We start from the raw sequence: 21631 nt of genomic DNA, 5'->3' as shown, positions 1-21631 counted from the left end.
TTAAGAATAAATGATTATCTGAATAGATGCTCATTGATGCCAACAAGTTTAAATTAAAATAAATCTATTTATTTTAAGAAGCCAAATGACTAAACGCGGAGTTTAAATGGTACGTTCAAAGCGCTTAAAGCCAATACAGGAAATGGCTCAAAATAAGGAAAAAGCTGCCGCCAAAGAAATGGGTGAGTCATTACATAATCGTCAGCTGCAAGAACAAAAGCTTGAACAATTAAAAACATATCGACAAGAATACCTGTTTGAAATGGAACAACAAACCAAAATAGGTGTTAGTGGTTCGCGTCTGCAACAATATCATCAGTTTTTAGCCAAACTTGACTTGGCTATTAGCCAACAAAAAGAAACCATTGAGCGCTGCAATCAACAACTGGATGCCAGTAAAGGTCGGTGGACAAATCAGCGCAATAAAACTAAAACCATCACGCAAGTGATGCAAAAGTTACAGCATAAAGAAATGCAAAACCAGAACAAAAAAGAAGCCAATCGTATTGATGAAATGTCAACTCAGGCATTTATTCGACAACACGCCAAGTAACTCTTTCTTTTATCAAGCAATCTATATTAGCAAGATAGGCCGAAGGTATCGGTTTTAAAACTGATACCGAAACGGCAACTTTTTGAATCCATTCAGCCCTTTGCGATAGTATGCATTTTTAGTGATAAACATAATTTCTATCATTCATTTTATTCTTGTTTAAAATTTTTATTGGTCGAATAAATTACTAAAATTATTCAGATAAAGGGGTAAGTTCTTAAAAATCTGCTATACCTAATGAAAGGAACTAATGGTAAAAAGAATGGTATTTTAAAAAAATCCCTAAAAGGAGATATTTTTGAATAAGAAAGCTACTGTCAGTCTCGGTAACGCGCTCGACATTGCCCATGCGGCTAATTTAAAAGGCCGATTAGAAACAGCATTACACAAACAACTGCCCGTGGTATTAGTCGCCAGTAATATCGAGCGAGCAGATACCGCTGGGTTGCAATTAGTCTATGCTTTTATAGAGGCAGTTCAACACCAAGGCGGTAGTGTTACCTGGCAAAAGCCAACGGACGTGCTGATTCAAGCCAGTGAGATTTTGGGAATGAGTAAAGCGCTAAATTTAGCATATGAGTAAATTCGGAGATAGATGAATGACAAAAATACTGGCCGTAGATGATTCTGCATCTATGCGACAAATGGTCACTTTTACTTTAAAAAGTGCAGGGTTTGAAGTTGCTGAAGCAACTGATGGGGTAGAAGCCTTAAATGCCGCAAAGTCACAAAGTTTTGATGTTGTTATTTCAGATGTCAACATGCCAAATATGGATGGACTGACCCTTGTGAAAGAGTTGCGTAATATGGACAAATATAAGTTTACCCCAATTCTGATGCTTACAACGGAATCATCGGGTGATAAAAAACAAGCGGGGAGAGCTGCTGGTGCAACCGGCTGGATTGTAAAACCGTTTAATCCTGATCAACTGTTAGCTACAGTCAATAAAGTTTTAGGATGATTAAAGTGTTTACAGGCTTAATACATTAAGCTGACTGTTTTTCAGTTAGTTGAAATATTAGTCATAATGAACAAGCCGATACTGATTTGGCAAAAGTTTGGGTGCAATAAAAGGCGCTTTTGTAGGCTGAGTCAATAAATCAATTTTACTAAAAGGTCATGTTTTTAAGTTGAAATAATTGCTTTAAATAGTACCGCGCCATTTGAAGTAAGACGAAGTATTTCTGGTGTTGTTTGATTTTAAAGCTTATGTTTTTTAATCAATCAACAGGCAAAACAATCGGCATGTAAATAAAGCCATTGTGATGTCGCTTAGCTTTGAATCAGGTTAATTTAATGTTAGTGAAATAAAAAAATATTGGTTTTTTATCGGTTTTAGCGCAAGTGATCAAGTTTGCAAAAAAACTAACTTTACAAAGAGAAGTCCTTTAAGAATAAGGAAGGTTTAGAAAAGGAGGTTTTTCAAAAAAGGAAAATTTAACAAAGAAACATCGAAACAAGCCAATTTTAAATTAAACAGTCTTGAATTAGCAACACTCATCTTAAATTAAAAGGTATAACAATGGAAATCGATTTAAGTCAGTTTCACCAGGTGTTTTTTGAGGAAAGTCTCGAAGGTCTGGATACAATGGAAGAAAAACTGCTTAATCTTGAAGCTGATTCTGATTTGGAAATCATCAATACTATCTTTCGTGCTGCCCATTCCATAAAAGGTGGTAGTGCAACTTTCAACTTTAAAGAGGTCGCAGAATTTACCCATGTTATGGAAACTTTACTGGACGAAATGCGCTCGGCAGAGCGTGAGGTAACGCGCGAACTCATTGATTTATTATTGCGCTCAGTTGATTGTTTGCGAGGTATGTTAAACCGTATTCAGCAAAATGAAGCGGTCGGTGAATCACATACTGAACTGGTCAATCAATTTCATGAATTGTTAGGTGAAGATTCCGATTCAACAGCACCATCGACCAAACAAACATCTCAATCATCCGAACATTCAACTGCTGATAAACAACAAGTCACCATAGCCAATGATGAAAGTGAACTGCATCCAATCTGGCAAATTGATTTCAAGCCCAAACCCTATATTCTTGAAACAGGGAATGAACCATTACGTATGTTTCGTGAATTAAAATCATTAGGCCATTTGGAATCAACTGTTGTTCTCACAGATGTGCCCGAATTTAATACATTGAAAGCTGAGTCTTGTTATGTTGCTTGGCGCTTATTACTTGATGCTCACATTGAAGAAAATGACATACGTGAAGTCTTTGAATGGGTTGAAGATGACTGTGATTTAAGCATTACGCAAGTTGACTCGTCAGCCTTGAGTTCACATGAGGTTAAAACCGCAAAGTCAGAGCCGCCTAAAACGAGTTCGAGCAAAGCCAAAACAGAAAATGTAACGGCTAAAACGGTGCAGGCTTCCCCCGGTGCTATTCGACCTTCTAAAGCGGCAGGTTCAAAAAACATGGTGCACTTAAAGCGTGCCCAGCAAGCCGAAACAGCAGCGACTGCCAATAAACCCAATATTTCAACGTCCATTCGAGTTGGTACTGATAAAGTCGACAAGTTGATTGATTTGGTTGGTGAACTGGTCATTACTCAATCCATGTTAAGTGAGTTGGGTGAAAACTTTAATATGGGCAAACTGAACCAGCTAATTGCAGGGTTGGTTGAGCTTGAACAAAATACTCGAGAACTACAAGAAAGTGTCATGCGTATTCGCATGTTACCGATTGGATTTATTTTTAATCGACTACCAAGAATGGTCAGAGATTTATCTTCACAACTGGGTAAAAAAGTTAATCTGCAAATTAGCGGAGAATCTACCGAACTAGATAAAACTGTCATGGAGCAAATTGGCGACCCATTAACACATTTAGTGAGAAATGCATTAGACCACGGATTAGAAAACAGTGAAAAACGTTTACAGGCTGGTAAATCAGAAGAAGGTAATTTAAATATTACCGCATATCATCAAGGTGGCAATATCGTCATAGAAGTGGCCGATGATGGTGGTGGGATTGATCCCGATGTGATCTACCAAAAAGCAGTTGATAAAGGCCTTATTGTTGATGGCAGCGAATTGTCTCACGATCAGATTCTATCGCTGATTATGGAACCTGGGTTTTCAACGGCTGCGGTGGTGAGTGATGTTTCGGGGCGCGGTGTTGGTATGGATGTTGTAAAACGAAACATCAACAACTTGGGCGGGAGTGTCGAAATAGAATCTGAACTTGGCAGCGGTACAACATTTATTATTCGTTTGCCATTAACATTGGCCATTTTAGATGGACAACTCATCAAAGTTGCCAGCGAAGTTTATGTTTTACCGCTGGTTTCTATCATTGAGTCGGTGCCACTGGCAATGGCTGAAGTTTCTCGAATAGCAGGTGATATGCCGGTATACAAACTCGATGGTGACTATATTCCTGTTATTAATTTACGCAAAGAATTTGAAATAGAAGCTAGCGAAGAAGGAACTTCTGAAGGACTGCTTGCTATTGTTGAAGGAGAAAACAAAAAAATTGCACTGTTAATTGATGAGTTGCTAGGTCAACAGCAAGTGGTTATTAAAAGTCTTGAGTCACATTACAAAACAATTATTGGTGTGTCGGGAGCAACCATCCTGGGTGATGGTCGAGTGAGTCTGATCCTGGATATTGTTGGTATGGCTAAACGTGCTGCTGATCGCGCCAAAGTTTTACAAAAAAATGTTGCTTAATAAAAAATACGAATTGATAAAAAGTGAAATAATTAAAAGTGAATTGCCATGTCTGAAATGATGCAGGTTATCGAAAGTCAGGAAGTCGACCCGGCTAATGCCGAGGTTTTAGAGCATGAAACAGGCTCGCAGTATTTAAGCTTTATTGTTGGTGATGAAGTTTTTGCTGTTGATATTCTTAGTGTACAAGAGATTAGAGCTTGGGAACATCCAACTTATTTGCCTAATTCTCCGCGATATGTCAAAGGCGTATTAAATTTACGTGGGACGATTGTACCCGTTATTGATTTACGTGTCCGCTTTGATTTTAAACGTCATGAATATTCTGAAACTACGGTTATTATTATTTTGAAAAATTCCGCAGGTGGCCGAGATCGACTTATGGGATGTGTGGTTGATGGGGTGTCAGATGTATTTAATATTGATGAAGAAAAAATTCGCGAACTGCCGGGAAATACCAGCAATATCGATAATTATTTTACCGAAGGAGTTGCCACTGTTAATGATGTGGCCGTTACCTTACTCAACTTGCGTAATTTACTTTCGCTGGATTTAATTGAACATCCATTTACAGGTCGAGGATAATTTTAATGGAACAGACCGCAATTGATAGTGAAGCAAAAAACAGCCAAGAGACTGATGCTAAAAGCAGAAAATCTGATAAAGCCGCTGATAATCAGCAAGCAGTTAAAAAGCAGTATTTAACTTTTAAAATGGGTGATGATGAATTTGGTGTTGATATTTTGTCGGTACAGGAAATACATGGGTGGATAGAGCCTCGACCAATGCCTGACACACCGCCTTATATTAGAGGTGTTATCGACTGGCGTGAAACGGTTGTTCCCATTATTGATTTGCGTATTCGCTTTGCTTACGACAGCGTGACTTATGATAAGTCTACTGTTGTGATTATTTTAAAATCAGAATTACAAGGCGTTGATCATCCTTTCATTTTGGGTATTGTTGTTGATGCCGTTTCGGATGTGCACGATGTTGAGAAAAAATCGATGCGCGAAGCGCCTCGACTTGGCGGTAAAATTGACACCAAATATATTAAAGGTATTGCAAAAGTGCATGGCGAGATGATTATTTTACTAGAATTAAATAAGTTGTTTAAGCTGGAAGAGTTTGAGTAGTAAGGGTTGGTAAATTTTATAATAGATAAGTAGTAAAAATTTAAAACATTCCGTTCGATTACAATCTAAGCATTACATTAGAGTTCAATGGAGAGGTTTATGATCAATAAGTGGCTTGGTAATTTAAAATTAACTTATAAGTTTGGACTGGCATTTTGTATGCTAATCCTGCCGCTCATCCTCACGGTTTACTTATTAGCGAGTGATTCATTTCATGAAGTGGATATTTTAAAAAAGGAAATTAAAGGGGTTGACTCGTTAAAACCTCTACATACATTATCGCAAAAGATTGCTTTACATCGAGGAACTTCTGCTGGTGCAATTAGTGGCGATGAAAATATGCGTTCGCGCCTGAAAACAATCGAAGGTGAAGTTAAAAATGGATTTGTACAAGTTTATAACAATCTAAATGAAAGCTTTGGTGCTGAGCTTTCGGCTGAGGCAAAATCTCTTGAACAGCGATGGAATCAGTTGGTCAATGATAATTTACGATTGTCATTGGCAGAGTCGGTCAGACGTCATTCTGACATTATTCATGATGTTAATATACTGATTAAAAATATGGCGAATGATTCTAATCTGGTGTTAGATGAGCGATTAGATACTTACCATATGATTAGTGCGGTGGTTGATGAGACCCCTTCAATGGCTAACCAATTGGGGTTAATTCGAGCCGTTGGAACTAATGTATTAGTCAGTAACAGTATCGATAGTAAGCAGCGGTTAACGATTACACGCTTGATTGTTAGTGTTTTTTCATCTTATGAAAAGCTTAAACGCAACCGGGAGATTATTTTTGAAGCAAATCCCAGTTTAGCTGGCAGTTTATCTAATTCTTACAACGAACTTATAGAAGCGCTTGAAAAAGCAGATAGATTGGTTGAAGAAAAAATACTTCAACCAGAAATGTTAAGTTATTCTTCAATCGAATATTTTGATGAGATGACTGCAATTACTCAAAAAATATTTGCATTTAATGATGCGATATTACCGAACTTAAAAGCAGAAATAGAAAGTAGGGCTTCTGCTGAAGAAAATGCCACATTGGCGCAAATGTTTCTGGTTTTATTGATTGTTGCGCTAGGATTAGCGATGGCTATTATCATCGTGCGCCAGTCTATTAAAAAAGTTCATGTGGCGGTAGATGTTTTTGAAGAAATTGGTAAAGGCAAGTTAAATAATGAAATAGATGACACCGATAAAGATGAGTTCGGTCAATTGTTTACTGCATTAACTGATATGCAAACAGGACTGCGTAATAAAGAAGAAGAAATCGGCCGCCTGGTTTGTGCCATTGAGGGTATGACTACCAACATGATGATGGCTGACCCCGATGGCGTAATTAATTATCTGAATCCTTCAGTAGAAAAAATGCTACGCTCACGCGAGAAAGAAATTCAAAAGACCTTGCCTAACTTTGCGATTGATACACTAATTGGGACCAGCTTCGATGCCTTCCATAAAAATCCAGCCCATCAACGCAATATGCTAAAACCCGAGAATTTACCTTATAAAGCCAGTATTCAAGTGGGCAAATTATCCTTTGATTTAACTGCTGTGGCATTAAAAAATACCAAAGGTGAGTATTTAGGTACGGCCGTAGAGTGGCTGGATACCACCAGCGAACAAGAAAACAAACAGGAAATTGGCCGCTTGGTAAGCGCTATAGAAGGGATGACCACCAATTTGATGATGGCAGATCCCAATGGCGTGATTAACTACATTAACCCATCAATTAAAAAGATGTTGAGTTCGCGTGAAAAAGAAATTCAAAAAGTTTTACCTAATTTTTCGATTGACACCTTAATTGGTACGAGCTTCGATGCCTTTCATAAAAATCCAGCCCATCAACGCAATGTCTTAAAACCCGAGAATTTACCTTATAAAGCCAATATTCAAGTGGGTAACTTACATTTTGAGTTAACCGCGGTTGCGCTGCACAGTACCGATGGCGAATATTTGGGAACTGCGGTTGAATGGGTGGATACCACTAATCAGCAAGAAAGTAAACGCGAAATTGGTCGACTGGTTTCGGCAACTCAAGGTATGACGACTAATTTAATGATGGCTGATACTGATGGTGTAATCAACTACATGAATCCCGCGGTTAAAAGAATGCTTAAGCGCCGTGAAAAAGAACTACAAAAATCGTTACCGAATTTTGCGGTTGATAAAGTGATCGGCTCAAGCTTTGATGAGTTCCACAAAAATCCGGCGCATCAACGTAATGTATTAAAACCCGAAAACCTGCCCTATAAAGCTAGTATAAAAGTGGGGCCGTTAACTTTTGAACTAACAGCCGTTGCTTTAGCTGATAGCGATGGTAATTACTTGGGTACGGCGGTTGAATGGATTGATATGACCGATATTACCAGTGCACAAGAAATGATTGAGTCATTAATTAGTGAAGCGTCTCGCGGTAATTTGAGCAGTCGATTGGAAGCTGACAGTTATGAGGGCTTTATGCGCAATCTGGCGTTAGGTATTAACAGCATGCTCGATACCGTTGTTGAGCCAATTGAATCTTGTAAAGATGTTTTAGAGAGCATGGCTGCCGGAAATTTACAAGATAGTATGGATGGCACATACCACGGTTTGTTTAACCAATTACAAACTTCGATTAATACCAGTATTGATAATTTAAGAAATATGGTCGGTGAAATTATGGAAACTTCTAGCCATGTATCTACCTCTGCCAAAGAAATTTCGCAAGGCAATACCGATTTGAGTCAGCGTACCGAAGAGCAAGCATCAAGTCTAGAAGAAACCGCATCAAGTATGGAAGAGCTAACCGGCACGGTAAAAGAAAATGCCGAAGCGGCTAATAACGCTAATCAACTATCGATTGACACTATGAAGTTGGCAGAAAGTGGCGGTAAAGTGGTTACTGAAGCGATTGATGCAATGAAAGAAATTAACAGCGCTTCTAAAGAAATCTCTGACATTATTGTGGTTATTGATGAAATTGCTTTCCAGACGAATCTGTTAGCGCTTAATGCCGCAGTCGAAGCGGCCAGAGCGGGCGACCAGGGGCGTGGTTTTGCTGTGGTTGCTGCCGAAGTTCGTAACCTTGCTCAGCGCAGTGCGAGCGCTGCAAAAGATATTAAATCATTAATTAATAACAGCGTGAGTAAAGTCGAACAAGGTAGTCAGTTGGTAAATGACTCAGGTAAGAAACTCACCGATATTGTTGATTCGGTGCGCCGGGTAACTCAGTTGGTGAAAGAAATATCTAATGCCAGTGAAGAGCAGTCATCTGGTATTGAACAAATTAATCAAGCCATTGCACAAATGGATAATATGACCCAACAAAATTCTGCGTTGGTTGAAGAAGCGGCAGCATCGGCTGAATCTCTAAGTGAACAGGCTGGTAATTTAATGGAACTGATGAGCTTCTTTAAAACTGGTGAAGAAAGTGGGCGACGTAGTGAAGAAATTGTATCACCAGTCAAGCGAAAATTAGCTCATAAAGATGAGCCAATGGAAAAAACTGCTATGCAGACGGACCAGGAATGGGAGGAATTCTAATCATAAACTAGTCATGAGTGAATCATTCATTAATTGAGAATCAATTGTTAATCAGTCGGAGTTTGAGCGCTAATTAATCATATGAATATGTTGTTCGAAAGAAAAAGAGAATTCAATTTTACACCCGATAATTTTCAGCGGGTAGTTGAGTTGATAAACCATAAGTCAGGTATTTTTTTATCGGATAGAAAGTCGGATATGGTGTATTCTCGATTGGCGCGACAAATTCGACGATTAGGCTTGACCAATTTTGATGTGTATTTGGATTTAGTCGAACAAGATGCTGCAGAAAGTATGCACTTTATTAATGCTTTAACTACAAATCTGACACATTTTTTTCGAGAAAAACATCACTTTGATTATTTAGTTAAAATTTACTTTAAAGAGCTATTTGCCAAGGGTCAGCGTAGAATTCGCGTCTGGTCTGCTGGTTGTTCAACCGGCGAAGAACCTTATACGCTGGCGATGGTATGGCATGGTATGACGAACAAGCCCAGCAATGTAGATTTTAAAATTTTAGCCACGGATCTGGATACTAAAGTACTCGACGCTTGTCGTCAGGGAATTTATGCTGAAGATAAACTTGATTCAATCGAACAGCCTTATTTGAAGTGGTTTAAGCAGACTGAACGTTGTCGCAGTGACCAATGGGAAGTTAGTGAAAAATTGAAGCAGCTTATATTTTTTAAGCACCTAAATTTGATGGAAGAGTGGCCCATGAAAGGACCGCTGGATTTGATTATTTGTCGCAACGTTTTAATTTATTTTGATAAACCAACTCAAGTGAAACTGGTTGAACGATTCGGTGAACTTTTATCCAAAAATGGTTGTTTAATTTTGGGGCATTCTGAAAATTTAAGTGCCAATAAGTCGACTTTTCATTCGATTGGCAAGACCATATTCAGGAAGCAATAACGATGGCTGTTGGATATATTCGAGAAAATTTACCTTCCTGTTGGCAAGAATTTAATCATATCAATCGCTACTGGGATAAAACAACTGGTTTGCCCACAGCAAAAATTTTACCTGGCGAATACTATGTGACTTCACATAACGAAGTGATTACGACCGTTTTAGGTTCGTGTATTTCAGCTTGTGTGCGCGACAAAACTGTAAATATTGGTGGTATGAATCATTTTATGTTACCAATTTCAAACACCAACTCCGATGACTTTAAAAATGGTAGTGCTGAGCGATATGGTAACTTTGCAATGGAAAAAATGATTAACGACATTTTGCGAAATGGTGGGCGACGAGAAAATCTGGAAATAAAAGTTTTTGGTGGTGGCCGGGTAATGCATGGCATGACTGATGTTGGCAAACGTAATATACAATTTATTCAAGAGTACATTCAATTGGAAGGATTGAAGTTATTATCGGAAGATGTGGGTGGCATTTATCCGCGCAAAGTGATGTATATGCCCCGTTCGGGAAAAGTTTTAATTAAAAAACTATACAGCAAACATAATGCAACCATTGAGCAGCGTGATGAAACTTACTTTACGCAAATTACTAAAGATGATGTTAAGGGTGAGATCGAATTGTTTGACTAAAGAGCGTTTTCTGCTGAATATCATTAAACTTTGAATAAAGACCAGTCAGACTATCAATGTAAAGAGAGAGTATTTTGGAGCAGCAAATTAAATCGATAAAAGTATTAGTTGTTGATGATTCTGCTTTCATCAGAATGCTGTTGACACAAATTCTGGAGCAGGATCCGCTAATTAAGGTGGTGGCGACGGCTGTTGATCCGTTTGATGCACGCGAGAAAATTAAGAAGTATCAACCTGATGTGATAACCCTTGATGTAGAAATGCCCAAGATGGATGGTCTGACCTTTTTGAAAAATATTATGCGCTTAAGACCGATGCCTGTAATTATGGTTTCGACCTTAACACAAGCCGGGGCAGAAATTACTTTGCAAGCACTTAATCTAGGCGCATTTGATTTTGTTGGTAAACCATCAACTGATGTAAAAGATAGTATTCTAATGCTGGCTGATGAACTGATTGAAAAAGTGAAAGCCGCGGCAAAATGTAATACCGCCGCACTTGAATCATCAAAGCGCTCGCGTAAGCGTCTAATTCGAGATAATCAAAATGGCGAATGTGAATTGATTGCTATTGGTGCATCGACTGGCGGTACCGAAGCGATTCATTCAATCATTACTCAGTTGCCGGTTAATATGCCACCAATTGTCATTGTGCAGCATATTCCCGATGTTTTTTCGACATCATATGCTCGGCGGTTGGACAATGAATCGCATATGATAGTGACCGAAGTCAGACAGCCAACGCGCTTAATGCCAGGCAATGCCTACTTAGCGCCTGGTCATATGCACATGGAAGTTAAGCGTAAGCGTGACGATGAATTGTGGGCTGTGTTACAAGATTCTCCCAGAGTGAATCGACATAAACCTTCGGTTGAAGTTTTGTTTCACTCTCTGATTGATAGTGTTCGCCAAAATTGTGTTGCTGTTTTATTAACCGGAATGGGCAGTGATGGCTCTCAAGCGCTACTTGATGTTAGGAATATGGGCGCGTTGACGATTGCACAAAATGAAGAGTCGAGTGTGGTTTGGGGAATGCCTGGTAAGGCTGTCGAACTCGGTGCTGCCAGACAAATTCTTTCGCTAGATAAGATTCCCCATTTTCTGGTATCTCAAGTGTGAACAAAATTCATAAATGGAGAAAAAATATTAGTCAAAATCGCAAGATTGCACTATTCTTAAGGCTAGGATGTTGTTTAAATAAAGCCTTCAAGAACAAGGATTTATTAAATATTAGCCACAAAAGGGGTAAAGCATGTCAGTAGGTTCTAGCCTTTCGCCTGATGGAAAAGTACTTACTATAACTATCAATGGGCGTTTTGATTTTAGTGCGCATCAATCTTTTCGAGATTCATACGAAAAGTTGTCGCCAACGCCTTCTGAAATTGTTATTGATATGATGGAAACCACTTATCTCGACAGTTCAGCTTTAGGTATGCTTTTGCTGCTCAGAGATCATGCGGGTGGAGATTCATCAAAAATTACTTTGAAAAATTGTAACGATGATATTCGTAAAATATTAACGATTTCTAATTTCGAGCAACTATTCAAAATATAATTCCATTGAAGATTTTAATTGCAGATGATAATCAGGTTGAACGCCTCATACTCTCGCGTGTATTAATACAAGAAGGTCATGAGGTTATTCAGGCTGAAACCGGAAAACAGGCAATCGATCTGTTTTTTGAACATTCTCCATCATTGGTTTTTCTCGATGTATTAATGCCTGAACTTGATGGTTACGATGTTGCTTACAAAATAAAGAATAATCAGCAGAATTTATGGGTGCCAATTATTTTTCTTACCTCACTTACCGATGCTTATGATTTAGCCAAGTGTATTGAATGTGGTGGTGATGATTTTGTATCTAAACCTGTCGATCGTATTATTATTAAAGCTAAGGTTAATGCTTTTTCACGCATTTCTAACCTTTATGAAACGATTGATAATCAACGCAATCAGATTCAATATCACAATGACCATTTAATTCAGGAACAAGAAGCCGCAAAAAAAATATTCAATAATATTGCACATCGCGGTTGTCTGGCATCGGAAAATATTAATTATCATTTATCACCAATGTCAATCTTTAATGGTGATTTATTGCTCGCAGCAGAAACGCCGATGGGAGGAATGCGTTTGATGCTCGCAGACTTTACTGGTCATGGATTACCTGCTGCGATTGGTGCGATGCCAACCTCTGAAATATTTTATGGCATGACCAAAAAGGGATTTGCAATTCCTGATGTCATGACCGAAATGAATGCGCGTTTATATTCAGTCCTACCGCGTGGAATTTTTTGCTGTGTGATTATTGCAGATATTGATGCCATTGATGAGCGTATTACGATTTGGAATGCGGGGGCACCACAAGCGTATATTATTGACCAGTCAACCAGTGAGGTAGAGCAGGTCCAATCTCGACATCTACCCATTGGCGTACAAACGCCACAAAGGTTTAAAGTTGAACCTTTGGTTTCTCGTTTTTCTAAACAGCATAAACTATTGGCAATTACCGACGGTATCATTGAGTCAGTCAATCAAGAATCAGAAATGTATGGTGATGAGCGTATGCTCGAATACATTCAGGCACATATTAATGAAGATAATTTATGTCAGGGATTGATTGATCAAATTATTGAATTTACAGGAGATGCTGAACAAGGTGATGATTTAAGCCTGATTGAGGTGAAGTTTCCTCATCATCATGTGACACAAGTTAACACTACCGAAAATCAATCTCATGCGCAGACTGGTACACTCGACTCAAATATCAGCTTGTGCTTGCGAGGTAAATCTTTGGGTAAATTTGATCCTATTCCAATGTTGTTGCAAACCCTGCTCGAATGCCGAGAGCTTACGCCTCATCGCTCACGAATTTTTACCATTTTATCTGAGTTATATAATAACGCCGTCGAGCATGGGGTATTGGGACTTGATTCAAAAATTAAATCCGGTAGTGAAGGGTTTGCTAATTATTATCGTATGCGCACCGAGGGATTATTAAAACTCACTGAAGGATTTGTTGCGGTTGAAATTGATCATACGCCATTAAATAATGGTGGCAAAATTATTTTTGATTTTAAAGACAGCGGCATAGGATTCGATTGTGAAAAAGTGATTAAGGCCGGAGAGAAACACTATAGTGGACGCGGTATTCCGCTATTATTTAATTTGTGTGAATCACTTGAGTACTTTGATAAAGGTCGGCATGTACGCGCCGTTTATCGTTGGTATGCGGATGAGCCAGAGTCGACTTGAAATAAATTTTAATTTAAAAATTTATACGATAATGCCATCAACTAAAATAGTTATTTTTTCAATAATCCTATCACCGTAAACCTGCATAAATATTCGATGTAGCTATTATATACAGCTATTATATACCGTTATTATATGGGCTAATTATATATCGTTATTCTATACCGTCGTCAGATACAGCGATAAATTAAAATTATTATCTACAATTAACAGACAACATTAAACGTATCATTAAGTATAAAGTCGAGCATAAACTTGATATTTAGACGGATGAAAATATTGATTAACAAATCGATATATCAATCGATAAACAAAGGTGCTGTTTATGAGCCAATATCTTGACCAAAATATCATTGCTGAGTTGAAAGAAATTATGGCTGATGACTTACCAATGCTATTTGAAGCATATTTGGAAGACAGCAGCAGAAATTTGAATAGTCTGGCGCAGGCAATTGATACGCAAGATGCTGATCAAGTAAGACGTATTGCGCATAGTATTAAAGGGAGCAGCCGCAACGTTGGCGCTACAGATTTAGCCTTGCAGTGTGAACAATTAGAAAACGCCGCCAAAGATAAAATACTCGATAATAGTCAACAGGCTCTCCAAAATATTAACCAGATATTTCAACAAACCAGTGAAGAAATAAAGCAGACTTACTTAAATTAGTGTTAACCTGGAACCCGATTAGTTTGAGGCGGCTTTCTTTTTCTTTGTTTCTTATGGTCTTGTCTCATTTGGCATCAAACCTGCTAAGTTACCTATGAAGTTTATTTGACTGAATGTGAGATTGCCAAGATGCTCAATACCGGACCAGGTTCATTACAGCAATTGCTGTCACTGCAAAAAAGTGCGACCAACTCAGAAAACTCTAACCAAATCAAAGGGTTTGTTATTAGTCCTCAAGCTAGCACTATGCGTGCAAATCATTCGCCTCACTATTTATTTGGCCAACAGCTAGCGCAACTGATGCAGCCAACATCATCTAATGGCACAAATGAAGGCGGGAATAAGCCACTATTAGCCTCAGCCATTGCCCAATTTAACGGCAATAATTTTCCGCATTTAGATGCCGATAAAATTGACTTCAATGAGCAGATGGCCTTTAACTTACGTTTTCATCAGGAATCGTGTCAGACTTTAACTGCGCAAGCACAGGCATTGATACACCCACAAAATAGTGAAGATTTATATTTGTCTGATGAAAATACTGAAGGCGCTACAGATAAATTTGGTACGAATGGCATTATGTTTACCTCGGCTCAATATGGTCAGCAATTCAACTCCCTTGTCGCAGCGGGTAGCGATGATAAAAGTGCAACTATTCACGCTGCAACTGTCTTGGCAGAAAAGTCTGCTGTGCCTAAAAGTGGCGATAACGAGCTTGTGCAACAGTCCTTGGGTGACAATTCATTGCTGGGTAGTAGTTCATCTTTAGATAACAGTCTATCGGAAAAAATAGATGATAGTGCTATTGAGGCGTTGACGCTTAGTCATCGCACAAAAAATCCGAGTTTAAAGGGCTCTGGTCAATTGCTTGATAATGTAGCTGGCGAGCGGTCTTTGGGAAAAATACAAAATGACAAATTACAAATTGATAAAGCTATACAGGCAAATCAGTTGCTTCAAAATCAATCATTAAATGCTAAGAATGCGCAGAGTATAACGGATGATACGACCGTTTTATCTGCTACTCGAAATGTCGAGAAAAATATTGCTGCAATGCTGGTCGAGGGCAAAAATCCACAAGACCGTGTAAATAATTATTTACACCGAGGGATGGGAAATGTGCTGCAAGCAAGTGGAGAACAAAAGTTTACTGAGAAAAATCTGTTAAATAAAACTGACTTACTGGGGCGAGCACTTAACAATCAGTCTGGAGTTGATGGCGACACGGGTAAAGAGGGCATCGCAAAATTTAATGCAGGCTATACCGCTCGACTGATGACAATGAGTGAAGGAAAAAAATTATTCATGGAGAAAAGTGATTTTTTTATTCAGCAGGTAGCACAGCAGAGCAGCTTGCTAAGCGGACAGGCCTCACAAGCGCCAGCTAATATTTTGGCTGTGGCATCGGCTTTAACGCCGAGTGCCACTAGTCGTAGTCAAGAACGAGCGACTGAAGCGGGAGTATTGTTATCGCCAGTTGGTGCAACCTTAGCGACAGATAGTCAAACACCAGCGCCGATGCGGTTATCACCTGAGTCTTCTTTTACTCATCCGTTATTTGCACGACAAGATTTTTCACCGAACCTGGCGCTTAGAGTGCAATGGATGCTCAACCAGGGATTGTCGAGTGCAGAAATTATGATGGATCCGCCCGAAATGGGACCGTTAAGTGTGAAGATTCAACAAACTAATGGTGAAACGCATATCGTTTTTCAGGTGAATAATCCCGCCACTAAAGAACTGCTTGAAGAAAACATGCAAAAGTTAAAAAACATGTTAGCAGAGTCGGGTATTAATCTTGGGGATACGGAAGTTAATCAGCAGCAGCGTGATCTTTTTGCGCAGTCGAATGATACTGACAATACTGATAGCCAGTCGGGATCATTAAACTCACAAGGTGAGTCAACAGATGAGGATTTGTCACAACAGCGCTCATCTGTAGTTATAACGAGTGACCAATTGCTTGATGTGTATAGTTAACCTCAACTCTGGATAAGGAAAATCATCAGCCCCATTATTTTGGTGACTCTTGGCGTAGGTCCGTTCTCAAAAAAATGTCTTAAAGTGTTGGGCGTTTTTACTTTTTAATTGGCACAAAAAAAGCGCATTTGAATAGACGCTTTTTTTGTGCTAGTTAACCAAGTCGGTAAGCTAAAATTATTTTAGATTCACTAAAAATGTTTTTAACGCATCGAAATTGGCAGCCATTGAATGGGCTAAGTCAGTTTTTTCTGCACAGCTGGCTAATTCTGGCGGGAGCGGTAACTCGATATTTAAGATTTCTTCTACCGTCGATTTAAATTTTGCTGGATGAGCTGTTCCTAAAAAGATACCTGTTTCTTCCGGCTGTAGCGATTGATGTAACCCTTCATAGGCAATTGCTGCATGGGGCTCACTTAAGTAACCTTGTGCATAAAGCTGCTTAACAGTTTCTGCGGTTTGGGCTTCGTCAATAGCACCGCCAGTCAGTGCATCGCGCGCAAACTGTTCGGTATCCATTAAATATTCGATACGTGGCCAATTGTTAGGTTTGCTTACATCCATTGCATTTGACATGGTTGCAATAGTGGCTTTAGGTAGCCAGTCGCCGGTTTGCAAATATCGAGGTACGGTGTCGTTTAAATTGGTTGAAGCAATAAAGCGTTTAATAGGTAATCCGAGCAATTTGGCAATAATTCCAGCACATAGGTTGCCAAAGTTTCCGCTGGGAACTGCGACTACCAGTTCATTGCGCTGTGCTTTTGGCAGCTGTGCTACGGCATCAAAGTAATAGCAGACTTGAGCTAGCAGGCGACTGATATTGATCGAGTTAGCGGAGTTAAGCCCGACCTGTTGTACCAGTTCTTGATGATCGAAACTTTGTTTGACCAATTGCTGGCAATCATCGAAACTGCCATCGATTGCAATGGTATGAATGTTGTCACCAAGAGTAGTGAACATTTTTTGTTGGAGTTCTGATATTTTTCCCTTAGGAAATAAGATAACTACCTGAATATTCGTCAGACCATGAAAGGCGTGTGCAACGGCTGCGCCCGTATCTCCAGAGGTTGCAGTTAAAATTGTGATAGGTTTATCATCGGCAAAATTTTGCAAACAATTAGCCATAAAATTTGCACCGAAATCTTTAAAGGCGAGCGTGGGACCGTGAAAAAGCTCGAGGCAATATTCTTTGTCATTGACCGCTTGTAATTTGGCTGGAAAACTAAACGTTGTGCGAATAATTTCGGCTAAATCCTGATCGTTGATACTTTCCTTAACAAAAGGTTTTAAAATTGCAAAATTACGCTCATGAACTGGTGCATCCAGCAGTTGGGTAATGTTGTTCAAGGCTTCAATTTTTTTTGGAAAGAAAAGTCCTTGATTTCTACCCAGTCCGGTTTTTACGGCGGTTTCAAAACTGACAACCTGTGACTCATCTTTCAAATTATAAAATTTCACTATCCCGCTCTCTTTTCGTCGTTAGTGGATTGATTGATTCGTTTAAATTAAATTTTTCGCGCACCTTGATGATCAACCTGACAAATGTGTACAAAGCCTTCTGGTGTTTGTAGGTAATTGTCGTTTAACCATTGTTGGAATGCCTCGGCTTTTTGTCGATCGTCGGTTACCGCAAACAGTGTCGGTCCTGACCCCGAAATACCAACTGCTAATGCGCCAGAGGCTAATAAGTGTGCCTTGGTATCAGCGAAGTTAGGTAGCAGTTGGGCGCGATAAGGTTCGGCTACAATGTCGGTTAAATAACGGAAAGCCTGTTGTTTGTTTTGACGATGGCTGGCATCGATAAAGCCTGCCAAATTTTGTCCAAAAGTTATTAGCGTCGCACGTGAATAATTTTGTGGCAGAATTTCACGCGCGGCTTTAGTACTGACTTCAACATCGGGATAAGCAATCACCCAGTAACAATCATCAAAGGTCGGGATTGGTTGGGTAACTTGTTGTTCATCGTTAAGCATTAATTGCAATCCACCCAGATAGCAAGGCGCAACATTGTCATAATGCACACTGCCACTAATTTCGCCTTCTAACTCTCCCATCATGAGCAGCAATTCGTGCTCACTAAACGGCGTGTTATAAAAGGTATTTAATGCGGCGAATGCAGCAACAACTGAACAGGCGCTTGAGCCAAGCCCACTGCTGACCGGAATATTTTTATGTAGGGTGATTTTGATTGCTTGAGCGTCGACTTGTTTTTGTGACAAGGCTTTTTCAAACGCCTGATAGCAACGCCACACAATATTTTTTTCGGCACCTGCGGGTAATCGCGAAGCATGGGTTCCTGCGAGCACAAACTCACTTGATAAAGCGTTTTCGGTGTTGTTGGATTGCTGTTTGACGGATGACTGGTCGAATGCTTCAACGGTGACAATATCGCCAACCAGTGAGCCATCAACCGGGGTGAGTGCTAACCCTAAAGTATCAAACCCGACACTGACATTGCCGACGGATATTGGCGCAAAAACTGACACTGACATAATATTTTCCTAAACGACACAAACTTAAATTGTGCTGCCGTTAATTCGGCAGCCTGTATGAGTAAATTGATGATTTAAAAATTAATGTTCTTGCTCCCAAGCAAGCGTTCTTAAAATATCACCAAATAATCCTGCTGCGGTAACTGCAGCACCTGCGCCATAACCTCGAATAACAACCGGTCTAGGTTGGTAATAATGCGTATTGATTGCCAGCGCATTTTCACCATCGGTTACACTGTAAAGCGGGTGAGAGGCATCGACCGCCTGAATTTTAACATGGCATTGACCATCTTTAATTTGCGCAATGTAACGCAGCACTTGTTGATTGTTCTCGGCAGCATCAATTTGTGGCTGAAAGGTTGCATCAAAGGCTGGTAGTTTTTCCATAAATTCAGCAGCATCAGTAATTTCAGCTAATGCTTGAGGAACCACCGGCTCCAGATTGATATCTTCCAGCTCCAGTTTTAATCCGGCTTCGCGGGCAATGACCAAAACTTTTCTGGCTACGTCAAGACCACTTAAATCTTCGGCCGGGTTGGGTTCGGTAAAACCTAGCTCTTTGGCCTTAAGTGTCGCCTGAGATAGTGACAACCCTTTGTGTAATTCACCAAAAATAAATGACAGAGAACCTGATAATATGCCTTCAAACTGGATTAACTCATCACCAGCTCTGAGTAATCCTTGTAAGTTGTCGATGACCGGTAGACCCGCACCAACATTCGTTTCATAAAGAAAGCGACGATGTTTTTTCTCAGCCATTGCGCGAATTTTCGCATAGTAATCATAGTTTTCGGTATTGGCTTTTTTATTTGCAGTAACAACATGATAGCCATTCGCCAGAAAATCAACGTATTGCATGGCAATAACATTACTGCTGGTACAGTCAACGATTACCGGATTGGTCAAGTGAGCTTCGGAAACAAATTGATTTAATCTTTCTAATGAAAGAGATTCACTCGAATTTTGTAAATCTTGTTGCCAGTTATTTGAAATATTAATGCCGGATTTATTCAATAATAATTGACGACTATTAGCAATTGCGACCAGTTTTAAAATAATATTTTTATCACTTAACCACTGTTGTTGCTTTTGTATTTGGGCGATTAATTCTTTACCCACTGTTCCACAGCCAATCACAATAGCGTCGATGGTTGGCTTTTTCAAAAATAAATTTTGATGACACACTTTGACTGCATCATCGGTGCGTTCATCACGAATTACCGCGGAAATACTGCGTTCAGATGAATCTTGCGCGATTGCAATAATGTTAACTCTCGCTTGCGATAGTGCTCTGAAAAACTTAGCGGCAATGCCTTTTTGTTGTTGCATATGATCGCCAACTAAAGTAACAACGGCCAGCTCTTTTTTAACCGAAATAGGTTCAAGTAATTCGCTTTTTAATTCTAACTCAAAGGCTTCATTTAAACATTCGCGAGCGGCTTCTGCTTCATTGCCTGGTACGCAAAAACTAATCGAATATTCTGCCGAAGACTGGCTAATCATAATGACCGATATATTGGCAAGACTGATTGCTGAAAATACACGACTTGCCATGCCTACCATACCTTTCATGCCTGGGCCAGAAACATTAATCATGGCAACATCGGATAAATTGGATATCGCTTTTACAACTTCACCGCTGCCTGATTCATCTGAAATCAGCGTGCCGGGCTCTTGTGGTTGATGTGTATTTTTAATTAAGCAGGGAATTTGGTGCAGTGATAATGGCGAAATCGTTTTAGGATGTAAAACTTTTGCGCCAAAATAAGAAAGTTCCATAGCTTCATGATAAGACATTTTATCGATGAGTTGAGCGTGGGTAACCAGTCTGGGGTCAGCATTGTAAACACCGTTGACGTCTGTCCAGATAACGCAAGCATCAGCTTTAATACAAACTGCCAAAATAGCTGCCGAATAATCTGAACCGTTGCGGCCCAATGTGGCTAAATCTCCTGATGATTTCACCCCAAAAAAACCGGGCATCAAGCTGACTTTTCCAGGAGCAGGGTAGTTTTCTGCAAATCGAGATTTAGAAATTTCCAGGTTTGCAATTGGCTCAACGGATTTATCATCGATGGTTAAAAAGTTTTCGGGCTCAATGGTTGCTACCTGATGGTTAAAAGCTGTTAAAAAGCCTTTTAACAATAGCACACTGAATTTTTCGCCGGTACTAAGTATTTGTGCCTGAGTCGCCTCTGGACAACGACCTAACAGTCCTGCACCTTCAATCAGATTTTGTAATTGAGCGATGAGTGCTTGATAGGCTTCGTTAATCGCAGGAAGCTGGATATTGGGGTAGTCGCTTTGGGTTTGATCCAAAATACCCTGAAAGTGTTGCTGGATTTGCTGATTAATCGTGGCGGTTTGTAAGTTGTCGGCTGAAGGTGTTTCTAAACTTTCAATCAGGGCTACCAGGCGATTGGTGATCCCTTGAGGCGCTGACACTACGGTAGCAATCGAGTCTTGTTGAGTGTACTGATTGATGATACCAGCGACCTGGTTAAAGCAGTTGGCATCTGCCAGTGAAGAACCACCAAATTTTAATACTTGCATTTTTTCTCTCAGCTAAAAAAAAGCCCGTGAGTCTTGTTAGAGTCACGGGCTTTTGCGGATTATTTCTTATTTACATCAGCCTATGACCATGCGACTAATAATTGTCGTGGTACCGGTAATGGTGCCAATAATAATCATGGTGCAAATTACTTGTGTCATTAGGCTTTGTATCGTGTGTTAAAATTAATCTGGTTAAATGATTTTAAAATTTACGCTGGTTAGT

The 21631-nt window shown here is 39.6% G+C and carries 17 protein-coding genes; 14 read left to right on the top strand and 3 right to left on the bottom strand.

The window, feature by feature from the left end; genetic code table 11:
- Nucleotides 1–106: 106 nt before the first annotated feature.
- The 14 genes from fliJ to ABVT42_RS11485 all read left to right on the top strand — a co-directional run bounded on the left by fliJ (nt 107) and on the right by ABVT42_RS11485 (nt 16363).
- Nucleotides 107–553 (top strand): flagellar export protein FliJ, encoded by a 447-nt coding sequence (gene fliJ, locus ABVT42_RS11550; protein WP_353895632.1) that lies wholly within the window; start codon nt 107–109, stop codon nt 551–553.
- Between the two features lie 298 nt (nt 554–851).
- Nucleotides 852–1136, top strand: a complete 285-nt coding sequence (locus ABVT42_RS11545; RefSeq protein ID WP_353895633.1) for an STAS domain-containing protein — start codon at nt 852–854, stop codon at nt 1134–1136.
- Between the two features lie 16 nt (nt 1137–1152).
- Nucleotides 1153–1515 carry a response regulator gene (locus ABVT42_RS11540; protein WP_353895634.1) on the top strand — a complete coding sequence of 121 codons (363 nt, stop codon included), beginning with the start codon at nt 1153–1155 and terminating at the stop codon, nt 1513–1515.
- A gap of 561 nt (nt 1516–2076) precedes the next feature.
- Nucleotides 2077–4242, top strand: a complete 2166-nt coding sequence (locus ABVT42_RS11535; protein WP_353895635.1) for a chemotaxis protein CheA — start codon at nt 2077–2079, stop codon at nt 4240–4242.
- Between the two features lie 48 nt (nt 4243–4290).
- Nucleotides 4291–4827 (top strand): chemotaxis protein CheW, encoded by a 537-nt coding sequence (locus ABVT42_RS11530; RefSeq protein WP_353895636.1) that lies wholly within the window; start codon nt 4291–4293, stop codon nt 4825–4827.
- A 5-nt stretch (nt 4828–4832) separates the two neighbouring features.
- Entirely contained in the window at nt 4833–5378 is a 546-nt protein-coding gene (locus ABVT42_RS11525) for a chemotaxis protein CheW (protein ID WP_353895637.1), read from the top strand.
- A gap of 99 nt (nt 5379–5477) precedes the next feature.
- Nucleotides 5478–8906: a methyl-accepting chemotaxis protein gene (locus ABVT42_RS11520; protein ID WP_353895638.1), complete on the top strand. Its 3429-nt coding sequence runs from the start codon at nt 5478–5480 to the stop codon at nt 8904–8906.
- Between the two features lie 81 nt (nt 8907–8987).
- Nucleotides 8988–9821, top strand: coding sequence for a CheR family methyltransferase (locus ABVT42_RS11515; protein ID WP_353895639.1), 834 nt, complete (start codon nt 8988–8990; stop codon nt 9819–9821).
- A gap of 2 nt (nt 9822–9823) precedes the next feature.
- On the top strand, nt 9824–10459 hold the full coding sequence (cheD, locus tag ABVT42_RS11510; RefSeq protein WP_353895640.1) for a chemoreceptor glutamine deamidase CheD: 636 nt from the start codon (nt 9824–9826) through the stop codon (nt 10457–10459).
- 74 nt (nt 10460–10533) lie between these two features.
- A complete protein-coding gene (locus tag ABVT42_RS11505; RefSeq protein ID WP_353895641.1) occupies nt 10534–11577 on the top strand; it encodes a protein-glutamate methylesterase/protein-glutamine glutaminase in 1044 nt (347 codons plus the stop codon).
- 133 nt (nt 11578–11710) lie between these two features.
- The gene (locus ABVT42_RS11500; RefSeq protein WP_353895642.1) at nt 11711–12013 is read left to right on the top strand and encodes an STAS domain-containing protein; all 303 of its coding nucleotides are present in this window, start codon (nt 11711–11713) and stop codon (nt 12011–12013) included.
- 5 nt (nt 12014–12018) lie between these two features.
- Nucleotides 12019–13716, top strand: a complete 1698-nt coding sequence (locus tag ABVT42_RS11495; RefSeq protein WP_353895643.1) for an ATP-binding SpoIIE family protein phosphatase — start codon at nt 12019–12021, stop codon at nt 13714–13716.
- 325 nt (nt 13717–14041) lie between these two features.
- Nucleotides 14042–14383 (top strand): Hpt domain-containing protein, encoded by a 342-nt coding sequence (locus ABVT42_RS11490; RefSeq protein WP_353895644.1) that lies wholly within the window; start codon nt 14042–14044, stop codon nt 14381–14383.
- 105 nt (nt 14384–14488) lie between these two features.
- Nucleotides 14489–16363, top strand: coding sequence for a flagellar hook-length control protein FliK (locus ABVT42_RS11485; protein WP_353895645.1), 1875 nt, complete (start codon nt 14489–14491; stop codon nt 16361–16363).
- A 177-nt stretch (nt 16364–16540) separates the two neighbouring features.
- Here the strand turns inward: ABVT42_RS11485 and thrC are convergent, their stop codons facing one another.
- From thrC to thrA, 3 genes are all read right to left on the bottom strand, one after another.
- Nucleotides 16541–17821: a threonine synthase gene (thrC, locus tag ABVT42_RS11480; RefSeq protein WP_353895646.1), complete on the bottom strand. Its 1281-nt coding sequence runs from the start codon at nt 17819–17821 to the stop codon at nt 16541–16543.
- Nucleotides 17822–17868: 47 nt separating this feature from the next.
- Entirely contained in the window at nt 17869–18855 is a 987-nt protein-coding gene (gene thrB / locus ABVT42_RS11475; RefSeq protein WP_353895647.1) for a homoserine kinase, read from the bottom strand.
- Between the two features lie 81 nt (nt 18856–18936).
- The gene (gene thrA / locus ABVT42_RS11470) at nt 18937–21408 is read right to left on the bottom strand and encodes a bifunctional aspartate kinase/homoserine dehydrogenase I (protein WP_353895648.1); all 2472 of its coding nucleotides are present in this window, start codon (nt 21406–21408) and stop codon (nt 18937–18939) included.
- Between the last annotated feature and the right edge of the window lie 223 nt (nt 21409–21631).

The sequence above is a fragment of the Aliikangiella maris genome, from assembly GCF_040719265.1.
Taxonomy (GTDB): Bacteria; Pseudomonadota; Gammaproteobacteria; order Enterobacterales; family Kangiellaceae; genus Aliikangiella; species Aliikangiella maris.
The sequence above is the reverse complement of the archived record's forward strand: the minus strand, read 5'-3'. Positions and strand labels throughout refer to the sequence as shown.